Consider the following 15,566-nt stretch of genomic DNA (forward strand, 5'->3'; position numbering starts at 1 on the left):
GACCGGCAACCAGCACTAACCCCGATAGGGCAAGACCTCGCTCGGCGTGCTGAGCGACTGCAGCGATCCGGGGTCGGCGCCGCCGATCCAGCCGAGCACCGCGCGCGCGAGCTCGGAGCCGGCGAGCCGGAAATTCTCGTTGACGACCAGCAGTTCCCGCCGAAACAGATGCAGCAGCTCCGACGACTGTTTCGAGACCACGTCGACGTCGCGGCCAAGCTTCAGGCCTGCATCCTCGATGCCGGCGACGACGGCAAGCGTGGCTGCGGCGGCGCTGCTGACGATGCCGTCCGGGCGGTCCTCCCGCCGCATGAGCTGCGCAGTCCGCATCCGGATCTGCTCGATGGTGTGGTCGATGGAGACGGTGTTGAACGGCACCTCGCTGGCGCCGACATCGCTCAGCGCGTCGGCAAAGCCGTTCACCGTATGACCGTAATAGGTGAGGCCGACCGGCGGCGTCACCAAAGCGAAGCGTCGACGGCCCATGCCGGCAAGGTGGCGCACGGCCTCGCCGGCGAAGGCGTAGTTGTCGAAGTCGTGATAGGGATGCACCAGCCCCATGTCGGTGCGGCCGTGCGTGGCAAAGGGAATGCCGCGCTCGAGCATGTAGCGGGCGCGCGGATCGTTGGGCTGCGTGCGCGAGATGATGACGCCGTCGGCGGAGCCGGTCTCCACAAGGTAGCGCACCGGATCCAGCGGATCCTGCGAGCGCGAATAGGGCGTGACGATCAGGTGATAGGGCGTGTCGGCGATCACTTCGGTGACGCCGTAGATGATGTCCGAGACGAAGCTCATCAGCTCGTGCTCGGTATTGAGCACAAGTGAGATGACGTTGGTCTTGCCGGTTCTGAGCCTCACGCCGGCGCGGTTCGGCCGGTAGCCGATCTGCTTGGCGACGAGCTGGACGCGGCGCCTGGTTTCGGCGCCGATTTCGGGCGCATCCTTCAGCGCGCGCGAGACGGTGGTGACGCCGAGCCCGGTCATGAAGGCGAGCGTCTTCAGCGTCGGCCGTTCCCTGGCCGACGTGCCGCCGTCCTTGTCCTTGGTTCGTCTGTCCATTCGTCCCGCCCATCAGGCGCATAACAGCCGCGAGGCTGACCGGCAATCCTTCGCGTCGACATTTGCGCGGCTTTCAGCCCGTGACGCGGTTCAATATACTGAAACGTTACAGGTTGCCAACGCCCCAGACTAGGCGGCTGAGCGCGATCTTCACCGCCAGTGGCGAGGAAGTGGGCCGAAAGCCACTGGAATCGCAAAGAAATCTCAGTTTCCTGCGGGTTTTGGCATCATTCGGTTGAGCTAGACACTGCCGAGCGCTTCCAGCAGAAGGATTTTGTTCGCGACTCGAAAAAATCTTGGACGAAGTTCATTCGAGGGGTTGCCTATGCCGGTCATTTGCCGTATCGAAAATCTGTAACGTTTCAGATTCTGGGAGGAAACCGAAATGCGATACAAATTCCTGACTGCCGCGTTCGCCGCGACGGTCGCGCTCAACTTCGCCGGACCGGCGGCCGCGACCGATCTCGAAGTCACCCATTGGTGGACTTCGGGCGGCGAGGCGGCGGCGGTGGCTGAACTTGCCAAGGCCTTCGACGCGACCGGCAATCACTGGGTCGACGGCGCCATCGCCGGCTCCGGCGGCACGGCGCGGCCGATCATGATCAGCCGCATCACCGGCGGCGACCCGATGGGCGCCACCCAATTCAACCACGGCCGCCAGGCGGAGGAGCTTGTCCAGGCCGGGCTGATGCGCGACCTCACCGACATCGCCACCAAGGACAAGTGGACGGAAATCGTGCGGCCGAAGAGCCTGCTCGATAGTTGCACCATCGATGGCAAGATCTATTGCGTGCCGGTCAATATCCATTCCTGGCAGTGGCTGTGGCTGTCGAACGAGGCCTTCCAGAAGGCAGGCGTGCCGATGCCTAAGGACTGGAACGAGTTCGTGGCCGCTGCGCCGGCGCTGGAAAAGGCCGGCATCACCCCGCTCGCCGTCGGTGGTCAGCCCTGGCAGGCATCGGGCGCCTTCGACGTGCTGCTCGCCGCGGTCGGCGGCACCGACGCCTTCCTCAAGGTCTACAAGGAAAAGGACGCCAAATTCGCCGGCGGCCCCGAGATCGCCAAGGTGTTCAAGGCCGCCGACGACGCCCGCAAGATGGCCAAGAACACCAATGTGCAGGACTGGAACCAGGCGACCAACCTCGTCATCACCGGCAAGGCAGGCGGCCAGATCATGGGCGACTGGGCGCAGGGCGAGTTCCAGGTCGCCGGCAAGACCGCCGGCAAGGACTACACCTGCCTGCCCGGCCTCGGCCTGAACGAGGTCATCGCCACCGGCGGCGACGCCTTCTACTTCCCGCTGCTGAAGGACGCCGACAAGGCCAAGGCGCAGGAAGTCCTGGCCGAGACGCTGCTCGATCCGAAGACGCAGGTCGCCTTCAATCTCAAGAAGGGCTCGCTGCCGGTGCGCGGCGACGTCGACCTCAACACGGCGAACGACTGCATGAAGAAGGGTCTCGCGATCCTCGCCAAGGGCGCCGTCATCCCGTGGACGGACCAGCTGCTCTCGCAGGACAGCCAGAAGCAGAAGGAGGATCTGTTCTCCGAATTCTTCGCCAAGCCCGACATGACGCTCGAAGAGGCGCAGAAGCGCTTCGCCGACATCATCGCTTCGGCCGACTGATCGACGGCGCCCCCGCCAGCTCCCGGCCCCTGCTTATCCGGGGTCGGGAGCGTGATGTCCTCATTGTCCCAGCGCGGCTGCCGAGATGAGCAACAGCGAACGCCCCAACCAGCTTTTCCGCAATCTCAATGCCAAGGTCGCGTCGATCCCGATGATCCTGACCGCGCTGGTGGTCTTCGTCGGCGGCACGGCCTGGACGGTGCTCTATTCCTTCACCAATTCGAAGCTGCTGCCACGGCTGAGTTTCGTCGGGCTCGACCAATATTACCGGCTGTGGGCGACGCCGCGCTGGCTCGTCTCGATCGAGAACCTTTTGATCTATGGCGTGATCTCGCTGGTGTTCTCGCTGGTCATCGGCTTCGTGCTTGCGGCTCTCCTCGACCAGAAGATCCGCTTCGAGGACACGTTCCGTACCATCTTCCTCTATCCTTTCGCGCTGTCCTTCATCGTCACCGGCCTTGTCTGGCAGTGGTTGCTCAATCCGGACTTCGGCGTCCAGCGCGTCGTGCGCGACCTCGGCTGGACGAGCTTCAGCTTCGATCCGCTCTACAATTCCAGCATCGTCATCTACGGCATTTCGATCGCAGCACTGTGGCAAGGCACGGGGCTGATCATGTGCCTGATGCTGGCCGGCCTGCGCGGCATCGATGAGGATATCTGGAAGGCCGCGCGGGTCGACGGCATCCCGATGTGGAAGACCTATCTCTTCATCGTCATTCCGATGATGCGGCCGGTCTTCATCACCACGCTGGTGATCATCGCAGCGGGCATCGTCAAGGTCTACGACCTCGTGGTTGCCCAGACCAGCGGCGGCCCTGGCATCGCCTCCGAAGTGCCGGCGAAGTACGTCTACGACTACATGTTCTTCGCCCAGAATCTCGGCCAGGGTTTTGCCGCCTCGACCGTGATGCTGCTCTCGGTGGTCATCGTGATCGTGCCATGGGCCTATCTCGAATTCGGAGGCAAGAAGCATGGCTGAGATTGCTGCTTCCATCCCCGCTAAGGCGGACGCCCTCCGGCGCGAGGCCCCGTTGCCCGATACATTGGGGCCGAGCGGAACGAAGCCGCGGCATGTGCTTTCCCGCCGCAACATCTTCCTCTACGGCACGCTGATCGTCGTGGCGCTCTATTATCTGCTGCCGCTTTACGTGATGGTCGTCACGTCGCTGAAGGGCATGCCGGAAATCCGCCTCGGCAACATCTTCTCGCCGCCGCTGGAGATCACTTTCGAGCCCTGGGTGAAGGCGTGGGCGACCGCCTGCACCGGCCTCAATTGCGACGGACTTTCGCGCGGCTTCTGGAATTCGGTGCGCATCACCGTGCCGTCGGTGCTGCTGTCGATCGCGATCGCTTCGGTGAACGGCTACGCCTTGGCCAACTGGCGCTTCAAGGGCGCCGACAGCTTCTTCATCATCCTGATCGTCGGCGCCTTCATCCCCTATCAGGTGATGATCTATCCGATCGTCATCATCCTGCGCGAGATCGGCATCTACGGCACGCTCACCGGCCTGGTGATCGTGCATTCGATCTTCGGCATGCCGATCCTGACGCTTCTGTTCCGCAACTATTTCACGTCGATGCCTGAGGAGCTGTTCAGGGCGGCGCGCGTCGACGGCGCCGGCTTCTGGGGCATCTATCTGCGCATCATGCTGCCGATGTCGCTGCCGATCTTCGTCGTCGCCATCATCCTGCAGGTGACGGGCATCTGGAACGACTTCCTGTTCGGCGTCGTCTACACCCGCCCCGACACCTATCCGATAACGGTGCAGCTCAACAACATCGTCAACTCGGTGCAGGGCGTGAAGGAATACAACGTCAACATGGCCGCGACCATCCTGACCGGCCTCGTGCCGCTCATCGTCTATTTCGTTTCCGGCAAGCTCTTCGTGCGCGGCATCGCCGCCGGCGCGGTGAAAGGATGATGATGGCAGCAGCAATCGCCAATCCCAGCGTCTCGATCCAGGACCTGTCGCTCAATTTCGGCGTCATGTCGGTGCTGAAGACGCTCAACTTGGACGTCGCCGAGGGCGAGTTCATCGTGCTGCTCGGGCCGTCGGGCTGCGGCAAGTCGACCTTGCTCAACTGCATAGCCGGCCTGCTCGACATTTCGGAAGGCCGCATCTTCATCAAGGGCAAGAACGTCACCTGGGAAGAGCCGAAGGACCGCGGCATCGGCATGGTGTTCCAGTCCTACGCGCTCTACCCGCAGATGACGGTGGAGAAGAACCTGTCCTTCGGCCTGCGCGTGGCCGGCGTGCCGAAGGAGGAGATCGCCAAGCGCATCGCGCGCGCGGCCGAGATCCTGCAGATCGAACCGCTTCTGCAGCGCAAGCCCTCGGCGCTTTCCGGCGGCCAGCGCCAGCGCGTGGCGATCGGGCGGGCGCTGGTGCGCGACGTCGACGTCTTCCTGTTCGACGAGCCGCTCTCCAACCTCGACGCCAAGCTGCGCTCGGAGCTGCGCGTCGAGATCAAGCTTCTGCATCGCAGGCTGCAGAACACGATGATCTACGTCACCCACGACCAGATCGAGGCGATGACGCTGGCCGACCGCATCGCGGTGATGAAGGGCGGGGTGATCCAGCAGCTCGATGCGCCGCAGACGATCTACAACCGTCCGGTCAACCGCTTCGTCGCCGGTTTTCTCGGCTCGCCGGCGATGAATTTCCTCAAAGGGGAGTTGCAGGCGGGCGATGCTCCCCTGTTCAAGGCCGATGGTGTTTCCGTGCCGCTCGGGCGCTATCAGTTCGATGGCGACAACGGCCGTGCCGGCAAACCCTGCGTGTTCGGCATCCGGCCCGAGCACATTGCCCTGGGCGAAGCGGCCAAGGCGATGCCCTTCACCGCCGAGTCGACCGTCGAGATCGTCGATCCGATGGGCTCCGACACCCTGGTTTGGACGAAGCTCGGCGGCCAGATCGTCTCCTTCCGCGTCGAAGCGGACAAGACGCTGCGCAATGGCGATGCGATCTGCATCGGCTTCGATCCGGCGCGCGCTTCGCTGTTCGACGCGGAGACCGACAGCCGCCTTTAACCCGAAAAATCATCCCCAAGCAGAACGGACAGGACAGATGAACTGGTCATTCCAACTCTACAGCGCCCGAAATTTCCAACCATGGGACGGCGTGCTGAAGATGCTCGGCGAGCTCGGCTACAAGGAAGTCGAAGGCTTCGGCGGCGTTTATGACGATCCCAAGGCTTTCCGCGCCGAGCTCGACAAGAACGGGCTCGCCATGCCGACCGGGCATTTCTCGATCGATGCGCTGGAAAAGGACTTCGACGGCGTGCGCAGAACAGCCGATGCGCTCGGCATCTCGCTCTTGATCTGCCCCTATCTCATGCCCGATGCGCGGCCCGGCGATACTGCCGGCTGGCGCGGCTTCGGCGAGCGGCTCGCCAAGGTCGGCGAGACCACGAAGAAAGGCGGCTACGGCTTTGCCTGGCACAACCACGATTTCGAGTTCAAGGCGCTCGCCGACGGTTCGCTGCCGCAGGACCATATCTTGTCCGCGGCGCCCGACATCGGCTGGGAGATGGACGTCGCCTGGGTGGTGCGCGGCGGCGCCGATCCGCTGCCCTGGATCGAGAGGCACGGCAGTCGCATCAATGCCGTCCATGTCAAGGACATGGCCAAGCCAGGCGAGGGGCTCGACGAGGACGGCTGGTCGGATGTCGGTCACGGCACCATCGACTGGGCCGGCCTGGTCAAGACGTTGCGCGCCAGAAGCGCGGCGAAGTATTTCGTCATGGAGCAGGACAACCCCAACGACATCGAGCGCTTCGCCCGTCGCTCGATCGAATCCGTCAAGAATTACTAGGACATACCATCATGGCAAACAAACTTGGCGTAGGCGTCATCGGCTGCGGCAACATCTCGAAGGCGTATTTCTCGCTGGCGCCGCTGTTTCGCGGCATCAAGATGCGCGCCTGCGCGGACATCAACATGGACGCGGCGAAGATGCGGGCGAAGGAGTTCAAGCTCCGCGCCGAGACGGTCAACGACCTTCTCAAGGACGACGAGATCGACATCGTCGTCAACCTCACCGTTCCGGCCGTGCATTATGAAGTGTCGAAGGCGGTGCTCGAGGCCGGCAAGCACGTCTATTCGGAAAAGCCTTTCGTGCTGTCGATCGAGGAAGGGCTCGACCTCAAGAAACGCGCCGAGAAGAAGGGGCTGCGCATCGGTTCGGCGCCGGACACGTTCTTCGGCGGCGCGCATCAGCTGGCGCGCGAGCTGATCGACAGCGGCAAGCTCGGCAGGATCACCAGCGGCACCTGCCATGTGATGGGCCATGGCATGGAGCACTGGCACCCCAATCCAGATTTCTTCTTTCAGCCGGGCGCCGGCCCGGTGCTCGATATCGGTCCGTACTACGTCACCAACCTGATCCAGCTGATCGGACCGGTGAAGCAGGTTGCGGCCTTCGCGGCGACGCCAGCCAAGGAGCGAACGATCAGCTCAAAGCCCCGTGCGGGCGAAAAAATCCCGGTCAACACGCCGACCACCATCCACGCGCTGCTGGAGTTCGCGAACGGCGCCGTGGTGACGCTCAACACCAGCTGGGACGTCTGGAGCCATGGCCACGCGCCGATGGAGCTCTATGGCGAGGCGGGCACCGTCTTCGTGCCCGATCCGAACTTCTTCGGTGGCGAGGTTCGCTTCACCGATGCGACCAAGCCGGTGAAGAAGCTGCCCAAGTGGGATCATCCGTTCGGCGTGCCCAACGAGATGCACAGTCAGGGCATGATGGCCAACTATCGCACCGCAGGCCTTGCCGACATGGCGATCGCCATCGCCGAAGGGCGGCCGCATCGCTGCTCGATGGAGCTGGCGCTGCACGCCGTCGATGTCATGACCGGCATCCTGCGCTCCGGCGAAAGCGGCAAGTTCGTCACCATGCAGACGACTTGCGAGCGACCGGCAGCGCTCGGCATCAAGGAGGCCAAGGCGCTCCTGGCGAAGAAAAAGTAGGTGGCGACCCCTCTCCCCGTTTCGGCGGGGAGAGGGTAAGGATGGAGGGCAAGCATCGATTCAAGTCAGTAGCGGCGATCCCCGCGCCGCTTCGATCCCGAGGATTCCCCATGCCCTATGTCGCCGCCGAGAACCGCTACGAGAAAATGATCTACAACCGTTGCGGACGGTCCGGCCTCAAGCTGCCGGCCATCTCGCTCGGGCTGTGGCACAATTTCGGCAACGACACGCCGCACAGGACCAAGCAGGCGATCGTGCGCAAGGCCTTCGACCTCGGCATCACGCATTTCGACCTCGCCAACAATTACGGCCCGCCACCCGGCTCGGCCGAGACCGCGTTCGGCGAGATCCTGCGTACCGATTTCGCCGCCTATCGCGACGAGCTGATCATCTCGACCAAGGCGGGCTACGGGATGTGGGAAGGTCCCTACGGTGAATGGGGCAGCCGCAAATATATGCTGGCGAGCCTCGACCAGAGCCTGAAGCGGATGGGGCTCGACTATGTCGACATCTTCTATTCCCATCGCTTCGATCCCGAGACGCCGCTGGAAGAGACGATGGGTGCGCTCGACCATGCGGTGCGCTCGGGCAAGGCGCTCTATGCCGGCATCTCCTCCTACAATTCGCAGCGCACGCGCGAGGCGGCCGACATTCTGCGCCAGCTAGGCACCCCTTGCCTCATCCACCAGCCGAGCTATTCGATGCTCAACCGGTGGGTCGAGGAGGACGGGCTGCTCGACACGCTGGAGGGGCTGGGCATCGGCTCGATCGTGTTCTCGCCGCTGGCGCAAGGCATGCTGACCGACAAATATCTCGGCGGCATTCCCGAGGGCAGCCGCGCATCCCAGGGCAAGTCGCTGAGGCCCGCCTTCATCAACGACCAGTCGATCGCCAACATCAAGGCGCTCAACGCCATCGCCGGCCGGCGCGGTCAAACGCTGGCGCAGATGGCGCTGGCCTGGGTGCTGCGCAAAGGCAGGGTGACGACGGCGCTGATCGGTGCCAGCCGGCCGGAGCAGGTCGAGGATTGCGTCGGCGCGCTCAAGACGCTCGAGTTCAGCGATGCCGAGCTCGCCGAGATCGACACTTACGCCCGTGAGGCCGACATCAACCTGTGGGCGGCTTCCGCCGAGCGCAGGGGGCCGCCGCGCAAGTAGTGGCTGCGCCAGGCAAGCCAACTGCGGAAACAGTGGCAAAAATGCGCATTCGTCGCTATCTCATGGGCGGAGAGCGTTTCATGTGCGCAATCGGCACGCGAAACGACGCGACGACCGGACGGACAAGATGACGGCAAGGGATGCGCTGACCAAGAACCAGCTGTGCGTGCTCGAGAAGCTCGAGGCCGCCAGCGGGCCGCTCAGCGCCTATATGCTGCTTGACCAGCTGCGCGAGCGCGGCTTCCGGGCGCCGCTGCAGGTCTATCGCGCTTTAGACACGCTGGTGAAGTCAGGCTTCGTGCACCGGCTCGAAAGCCTCAACTCCTTCGTCGCCTGCGCCGAGCCGCACGACCACAGCCACTCGATGACGGCCTTCGCGATCTGCGACAGTTGCGGCCAAGTGACCGAAATGTCCGACCATGATGTCGACCATCGCCTGGACGAGTGGGTGCGCTCGACGGGTTTTGCCGCCAAGAAGGCGGTGATCGAGTTTCGCGGCGTGTGCGCGAAGTGCAGAGCTGAAGCAGCTTAGCCCCTGGAGTCGTCATCCTAGGGTGTAGCAGTCGCGAAGCGACGTCGCGGAAACCCTAGGATCCATTCCGTTACCTTGGCCGTAGAGTGCAGCGGAGCAGAATTCTGAACCGTTGCAACGCCTTAGCGTCACGGCATGGATCCTCGGGTCTGCGCGCGTCGCTTCGCTCCTTGCTCCGCCCGTGGATGACGAACGAATCTGAGGCGTTAATGCGCCTCGTCCCAGTTGTCCGCAGCACGCGCATCGACATGCAGCGGCACCGACATCGAGACTGCCGGCATCGGCGCGTTCTCCATCACCCGGCGCACGACTGGGATCGTCGCTTCGACTTCCGCTTCCACCGTCTCGAAGATCAGCTCGTCATGCACCTGCAGCAGCATGCGGGCCGACAGCTTGGCCTTCTCCAGCGCTTCTTCCATATGCACCATGGCGCGGCGGATGATGTCGGCCGCCGTGCCCTGCAGTCTGGCGTTGATCGAGGCGCGCTCGTTGAAGGCGCGGACCGACGGGTTGGAAGATCTTATCTCCGGATAGTGGATGCGGCGGCCGAAGATGGTCTCGACGAAGCCGTATTCGCGCGCATAGGCCTTGGTTTCCTCGATATAGTCGCGGATACCCGGGAAGCGCTCGAAATAGCGCTTGATGTAGGCGCTTGCCTCCTCGCGCGGGATCGACAGCTGGTTGGCGAGGCCGAAGGCCGAGATGCCGTAGATGATGCCGAAATTGATCGCCTTGGCACGCCGGCGCACTTCCGAAGGCATGCCCTCGACCGGCACGTTGAACATTTCCGACGCGGTGATGGCGTGGATGTCGGCGCCGTCGGCGAAGGCCTGCTTGAGCTGCGGGATCTCGGCGACATGCGCCAGCACGCGCAATTCGATCTGGCTGTAGTCGGCCGAGACCAGCTTGTGGCCCTTCTCGGCGATGAAGGCAGTCCTGATCTTGCGGCCTTCCGCAGTGCGCACCGGGATGTTCTGCAGATTGGGATCGGAGGAAGACAGGCGTCCTGTCGTGGTCGCCGCCAGCGCATACGAGGTGTGGACGCGATTGGTGCCGGGATTGATGAAGCCCGGCAGCGCATCGGTATAGGTCGATTTCAGCTTGGTGAGCTGGCGCCAGTCGACGATCTTGCGCGGCAGCTCATGGCCTTCGGCGGCAAGGTCTTCCAGAAGCTGCGCCGAGGTCGACCACTGACCGGTCCTGGTCTTGGAGCCGCCGGGCAGGCCCATCTTGCCGAACAATATGTCGCCGAGCTGCTTGGGCGAGCCGATGTTGATGCGCTCGCCGACGATCCCGTATATCTCCTCCTCGACGCGGGCGGCACCCTGCGCCAGCTCGCCCGACAGCCTGGACAGGATCTGCCGGTCGATCGAAATGCCACGCTGCTCCATGCGGGCGAGCACGGGCACCAGCGGCCGCTCCAGCCGTTCATAGACGGAGACGAGGCCCTTGGCGGCGAGCCGGGGCTTCAGCAACTGCCAGAGTCGCAGCGCCAGATCGGCCTGCTCGCCGGCATAGGTGGTGGCCCGGCCGATGTCGACCTGGCCGAAGCCGACGGCGCTCTTTCCCGAGCCGGCAAGCTCTTTCTTCGAGGCCGGCGCATGGCCGAGCCACTTCTCCGACAGCGAGGCGAGGTCGTGGCCGCCGGAGGTGCCGGCATCGAGCACATAGGAGACCAGCATGGTGTCGTCGAACGGCCCAACCTCGATGCCGTGCCGGCTCATCACGACGATGTCGTATTTCATGTCCTGCACGATCTTGAGGACCGACCTGTCCTCCAGCAGCGGCTTGAGCAGCGCCAGCGCTTCTCGGACCGGGATCTGGTCGGCCAGCAGGCCGCCGCCGAGCAGGTCGCCACTGCCGTTCATGTGGGCGATCGGCACATAGACGGCGCGGCCCGGCGCAACCGCCATGGAGAGGCCGATCAGCTCGGCCTGCATCGGGTCGGACGAGGTGGTCTCGGCGTCGAAGGCCAGAATGCCGGCCTCTTTCGCCTCGGCGATCCAGGATTTGAGCGTGGCCGTATCGCGAATGGCCGTATAGGCCGAAGGGTCGATCTTGCGCGCCGTCGCCTGCTCCAGCCGCAGCGCCGAGAGCAGGGAAGGAGTGTCCCCCTGTGGCGGAGCGTCTTCCGCCCTTACTGGCGCGGCAGGCTTCGCGGCGCCGTTCGGCGTCGCCATGGCCGGCCTTGGGGCCGGCGGCGCGCCGGCGCCGACATCGGGGCCGTGCGCGGTATCGGCGCGCTCGATGGTGACGGGCGCCGCCTGCACGTCGCCGATATCGGTTCCGGTTGCTTCCGCGACGCGGCGGGTCAGCGTGGTGAATTCCATGGTCTTCAGGAAGCCGATCAGTTTCGGGCCGTCCGCCGCATGCAGGATGAGATCGTCCAGCCCTTCCTTCAGCGGCACGTCGTTCTTCAGCGTCACCAGCTCGCGCGAGATGCGCGCCTTGTCGGCATTGGCGATGATGGTTTCGCGCCGCTTGTCCTGCTTGATTTCGCCGGCGCGGGCCAAAAGCCCATCGAGGTCGCCGAATTGCTCCAGAAGCTGCGCCGCGGTCTTCGGTCCGATGCCCGGCACGCCCGGCACATTGTCGATCGAGTCGCCGGTCAGCGCCTGCAGGTCGATCATCTTTTCCGGCGGCACGCCCCATTTCTCGATCACTTCGGGGATGCTGATCCGGCGATCCTTCATGGGATCGTACATACGGACCGTCGGGCCGACGAGCTGCATCAGGTCCTTGTCGGAAGAGACGATGGTGGTGTCGGCGCCAACTTCACAGGCGAGCCGGCAATAGGTGGCGATGATGTCGTCGGCCTCGAAGCCTTCCATCTCGATGCAGGGCAGATTGAAGGCCACGGTCGCCTGACGGATCAGGCCGAATTGCGGGATGAGGTCTTCCGGCGGCGCCGAGCGGTTGGCCTTGTATTCGGGATAGAGATCGCTGCGGAAGGTTTTCGAGGAATAGTCGAAGATGACGGCGAAATGCGTCGGCGCAATGCCCACACTGGTGTTGCGGGCGTCCTGCATCAGCTTCCACACCATGTTGCAGAAGCCGAGCACGGCACTGGTCGGCAGGCCGTCGGATTTGCGGTTGAGCGGCGGCAGCGCGTGGTAGGCGCGGAAAATGTAGCCGGAGCCGTCGACAAGAAAGAGATGATCGCCTTTTTTCATGCCGGCAGGGATAGCGCGGCAGGGCGTCGCGGTCCATGCCAAAGGCTGCGCAACCCACGGGTTCCGGCAACGCCCCTGACAGATACTGTCCGTCAAAGCGCATCGGGCCGACAGGGAATCGGGTGACGCGCCTTCAGCCTATGTTTGATGCATGCCGGGTCCCAAAACCGCCGCGCATTTTGTGCGACGTGCATAAGAATCCGGCCGCTCACGGCTATGTTACAAAAGTGTAATTTTCGTGCCCTTGAATCGCCATGTTCACGGACCCAAATAGCTGTCATCGGCAGTTTTCGCCGAAGTCCGGAGTAAGGCCCGTCCCCCGCCTATCCCGGGCAAACTGCGGCAGCCTATCCCCCCTCTCCGGGCTGCCGCAACGTTTCGAGTAAAGACCGCCGTGGTTCCCCCTCCACCACGGCGGTTCTTTTTTGCCCTGCAGCCTGCGTGTTACCGAAACCAGAGCCCTTGGTCCAACGATCACGGCTTTGCGTTTTCGGCTCGCCCCTTTAGGGTCGGGGCCAGAATCGAAAGGCTGAAGAAATGTCCAGAATCTCCCCTGTCCTCGACCGTCTCGACCAGAATCTCGACCAGAGCCTGGAGCGGCTTTTCGGCCTGCTCGGCATCAAGTCGATCTCCACCGATCCCGCCTATGCCGCCGACTGCCGCAAGGGTGCCGAATGGCTGGTCGCCGAGCTCAAGCTGATCGGCTTCGACGCCAGCGTGCGCGACACGCCCGGACACCCGATGGTGGTGGCGCATCACGAAGGGCCGGCCGGCGCGCCACACGTGCTGTTCTACGGTCATTACGACGTGCAGCCGGTCGATCCGATCGAGCTCTGGGAAACCGATCCGTTCGCACCGTCGATCAAGGAGGTCGAGCCCGGCCGCAAGGTGATCACTGGGCGCGGCTCGGCCGACGACAAGGGGCAGTTGATGACCTTCGTCGAGGCCTGCCGCGCCTGGAAGCAGGTACACGGCAACCTGCCGTGCCGCGTCACCATCCTGTTCGAGGGCGAGGAAGAATCCGGCTCGCCGTCGCTGAAGCCGTTCCTCGAGGCGAACGTAGCCGAGCTGAAAGCGGATTTCGCTTTGGTCTGCGACACCAGCATGTGGAACCGCGAGACGCCTTCGATCTGCGTTTCGCTGCGCGGCATGGTCGGCGAGGAGGTCATCGTCAAGGCCGCCAGCCGCGACCTGCATTCAGGCCTCTATGGCGGCCCGGCCGCCAATCCGATCCGGATCCTGGCCAGGATACTCGCCGACGTCCATGACAAGGATGGCCATGTCACCATCCCGGGCTTCTATGAAGGTGTCGAGGAGACGCCTAGCCAAGTGCTGAAGTCGTGGGAGGGGCTCGGCGAAACGGCCGAGACCTTCCTCGGACCGGTCGGGCTTTCCATTCCCGCCGGCGAAAAGGGCCGCTCCCTGCTCGAGCTCACCTGGGCGCGGCCGACGGCCGAATTCAACGGTATCATCGGCGGCTACACCGGCAAGGGCTTCAAGACGGTGATCGCGGCGGAAGCATCGGCGAAAGTGTCGTTCCGCCTCGTGCACAAGCAGGATCCGAAGAAGATCCGCGACGCCTTCCAGGCGTTCGTTCGCGAGCGCATTCCGGGCGACTGCTCGGTCGAGTTCCATCCGCACGGCGGCTCGCCGGCGATCCAGCTTTCGTACGACTCGCCTTTCCTCGCCAAGGCCAAGGATGCGCTGTCCGACGAATGGGAAAAGCAGGCCGTCACCACCGGCGGCGGCGGCTCCATTCCCGTGGTCGGCGATTTCCAGACCTATCTCGGCATGGAATCGCTGCTGGTCGGCTTCGGCCTCGATGACGACCGCATCCATTCGCCCAACGAGAAGTACGAGCTCACCTCCTTCCACAAGGGGCAGCGTTCCTGGGCGCGCATCCTCGACGCGCTGACCCGCTGAGGCGAGATCGTCGAAGGGTTGAAAACCAACTTTCTGTTGATTTTTCTCCGGATCGCGGCGAGGACGGATTACCAGCGCAACGCGCTGCCGCATGCTTGCGCATCCCAAGGGATGCGCGGCATTGCGGCCGCGATCCGGAGAAGAGAATGACCGACATCCGTTTCCACAAGAACGATCTGCCGGACCTGTCCCGCTACAATGTCGCGGCGGTGGCCATCGATACGGAAACGCTGGGGCTCAACCCGCATCGCGACCGGCTTTGCGTGGTGCAGATCTCGCCGGGCGACGGCAGCGCCGACGTCATCCAGATCGCGCCGGGCCAGAGGAAGGCGCCGAACCTGGTCACGCTGCTCAGGAACCGCGCCGTCACCAAGCTGTTCCACTACGGCCGTTTCGACATTGCCGTGCTCTACCACGCCTTCGGCGCGATGGCCGAGCCGGTGTTCTGCACCAAGATCGCCTCGCGGCTGACCCGCACCTATACCGACCGCCACGGGTTGAAGGATATCTGCAGCGAACTGCTCGGCATCGGCCTGTCCAAGGCGCAGCAGTCGTCGGACTGGGCGGCCGAAACGCTCTCGCCCGAGCAGCTCGAATATGCCGCATCCGACGTGCTCTACCTGCACCGACTGCGCGAGGTGCTGGCCATGCGGCTGGCGCGCGAGGGCCGCAGCAAGGAGGCCGACGCCTGCTTCCGTTTCCTGCCGACGCGCGCCAAGCTCGACCTGATGGGCTGGGCGGAGGAAGACATCTTCGCGCATAGCTGACGGAACCCGGCGCGTCGAGCGACGTTCCTGCCGGTCCATTGTCGGAATGAGATTGGGAGGGAATGAAATGGCAGAGCGCAAACCGATAGCGAGCGCGCCGAAGGACGGCTCCAAGGTCACCGTCATGTGGAAAGACAGCGACGGCGTGATCAACGAGTCCGTCGGCCAGTATCGCGACGGCGGCTGGTAGGTCTACACCGACAGCGACACCCAGAAAAAGGTCGATCCGACGAGCTGGCGGCCTGCATCGGGCGATGATGAAGACGACTAAAAGCGCGTCGCTATGAGCCGGATTGAGGCGACGCGCTTTTAGCCTTTTTTACGCATGTCGTTTTCCCGAAACCGCTGCTCACTTTTGGGCG

At 63.8% G+C, this 15,566-nt stretch carries 11 protein-coding genes and 2 pseudogenes; 11 read left to right on the top strand and 2 right to left on the bottom strand.

Annotated elements, in window-relative coordinates; all coding sequences use genetic code 11:
• Nucleotides 1-15: 15 nt before the first annotated feature.
• Nucleotides 16-1,059, bottom strand: coding sequence for a LacI family transcriptional regulator (locus QAZ47_RS10250; RefSeq protein WP_278206636.1), 1,044 nt, complete (start codon nt 1,057-1,059; stop codon nt 16-18).
• Nucleotides 1,060-1,444: 385 nt separating this feature from the next.
• On the opposite strand from QAZ47_RS10250, the gene QAZ47_RS10255 reads away from it, so the two are divergent.
• The 8 genes and pseudogenes from QAZ47_RS10255 (at nt 1,445) to QAZ47_RS10290 (ending at nt 9,341) form a co-directional block, all read left to right on the top strand.
• The gene (locus tag QAZ47_RS10255; RefSeq protein WP_278206637.1) at nt 1,445-2,683 is read left to right on the top strand and encodes an ABC transporter substrate-binding protein; all 1,239 of its coding nucleotides are present in this window, start codon (nt 1,445-1,447) and stop codon (nt 2,681-2,683) included.
• 85 nt (nt 2,684-2,768) lie between these two features.
• Nucleotides 2,769-3,662, top strand: coding sequence for a sugar ABC transporter permease (locus tag QAZ47_RS10260; protein ID WP_278233163.1), 894 nt, complete (start codon nt 2,769-2,771; stop codon nt 3,660-3,662).
• A gap of 67 nt (nt 3,663-3,729) precedes the next feature.
• Nucleotides 3,730-4,605 (top strand): annotated as a pseudogene (locus tag QAZ47_RS10265) (carbohydrate ABC transporter permease); the annotation flags it as partial.
• A complete protein-coding gene (locus tag QAZ47_RS10270; protein ID WP_278233165.1) occupies nt 4,605-5,714 on the top strand; it encodes an ABC transporter ATP-binding protein in 1,110 nt (369 codons plus the stop codon). The pseudogene QAZ47_RS10265 and the gene QAZ47_RS10270, both read left to right, overlap by 1 nt.
• A gap of 37 nt (nt 5,715-5,751) precedes the next feature.
• Nucleotides 5,752-6,498 carry a sugar phosphate isomerase/epimerase gene (locus QAZ47_RS10275; protein ID WP_278233166.1) on the top strand — a complete coding sequence of 249 codons (747 nt, stop codon included), beginning with the start codon at nt 5,752-5,754 and terminating at the stop codon, nt 6,496-6,498.
• An 11-nt stretch (nt 6,499-6,509) separates the two neighbouring features.
• On the top strand, nt 6,510-7,652 hold the full coding sequence (locus tag QAZ47_RS10280) for a Gfo/Idh/MocA family oxidoreductase (RefSeq protein ID WP_278233167.1): 1,143 nt from the start codon (nt 6,510-6,512) through the stop codon (nt 7,650-7,652).
• 110 nt (nt 7,653-7,762) lie between these two features.
• Nucleotides 7,763-8,809 (top strand): L-glyceraldehyde 3-phosphate reductase, encoded by a 1,047-nt coding sequence (mgrA, locus tag QAZ47_RS10285; protein ID WP_278206644.1) that lies wholly within the window; start codon nt 7,763-7,765, stop codon nt 8,807-8,809.
• 127 nt (nt 8,810-8,936) lie between these two features.
• The gene (locus tag QAZ47_RS10290; protein ID WP_059184736.1) at nt 8,937-9,341 is read left to right on the top strand and encodes a Fur family transcriptional regulator; all 405 of its coding nucleotides are present in this window, start codon (nt 8,937-8,939) and stop codon (nt 9,339-9,341) included.
• Between the two features lie 206 nt (nt 9,342-9,547).
• Here QAZ47_RS10290 and polA read toward each other — a convergent pair whose 3' ends face one another.
• Nucleotides 9,548-12,514, bottom strand: coding sequence for a DNA polymerase I (gene polA, locus QAZ47_RS10295; protein WP_278233168.1), 2,967 nt, complete (start codon nt 12,512-12,514; stop codon nt 9,548-9,550).
• 537 nt (nt 12,515-13,051) lie between these two features.
• Here polA and QAZ47_RS10300 point away from each other — a divergent pair.
• The 3 genes and pseudogenes from QAZ47_RS10300 (at nt 13,052) to QAZ47_RS10310 (ending at nt 15,475) form a co-directional block, all read left to right on the top strand.
• Nucleotides 13,052-14,437, top strand: a complete 1,386-nt coding sequence (locus QAZ47_RS10300) for a M20/M25/M40 family metallo-hydrolase (protein ID WP_278233169.1) — start codon at nt 13,052-13,054, stop codon at nt 14,435-14,437.
• A gap of 146 nt (nt 14,438-14,583) precedes the next feature.
• On the top strand, nt 14,584-15,204 hold the full coding sequence (locus QAZ47_RS10305) for a ribonuclease D (RefSeq protein ID WP_278206650.1): 621 nt from the start codon (nt 14,584-14,586) through the stop codon (nt 15,202-15,204).
• Between the two features lie 67 nt (nt 15,205-15,271).
• Nucleotides 15,272-15,475, top strand: a pseudogene (locus QAZ47_RS10310) (hypothetical protein).
• Nucleotides 15,476-15,566 lie beyond the last annotated feature (91 nt).

This window comes from Mesorhizobium sp. WSM4904 (genome assembly GCF_029674545.1).
GTDB lineage: Bacteria > Pseudomonadota > Alphaproteobacteria > Rhizobiales > Rhizobiaceae > Mesorhizobium.